This window comes from Bradyrhizobium sp. Kon58 (genome assembly GCF_055807455.1).
The window spans coordinates 1-399 of sequence record NZ_JBVVOT010000185.1; the positions used below are offsets into that span (position 1 = coordinate 1).

Here is a 399-nt window from a genome sequence, read left to right on the forward strand (position 1 = left end):
TCTATGAATTGCCGAGCACACTGCTACAGGGGCAGATCCAGGTTGCGCAGTGGGAAAGCGAAATACTCCAACTGACCTCGCAACTGTCGCGCTGGACAAGGCAACTGCCGGCGCTCAATCCCTCGAATGGCCAGGCCTTTACAGCGGTGGAACAACTGGCGGAACTGGCGGCGCGAGATGCGTTTTCCACCCAGCTGGAAAATCTCTGGCGCGCTCGCGCTACGACGTCGCCGTTTGCCCGGGCGGACAGTTTCTCGTCCGAGCTGACATTCATGGGAGACCTGCCGGAGCTGGCGATCGACTTTGATCATGTGAGCAGACTGACATTGGACGGCGGCAGCTCGGTCCGTGGAGCCCCATCTTTCTTCAAACGATTCGCGCATTTGCGCAGCCTGCAAT

At 59.1% G+C, this 399-nt stretch carries 1 protein-coding gene; it reads left to right on the forward strand.

What is annotated here, in order from left to right:
* Window positions 1-399: hypothetical protein (locus AC0L20_RS40050; protein WP_473295677.1), on the forward strand; the 399-nt coding region annotated here is incomplete at both ends.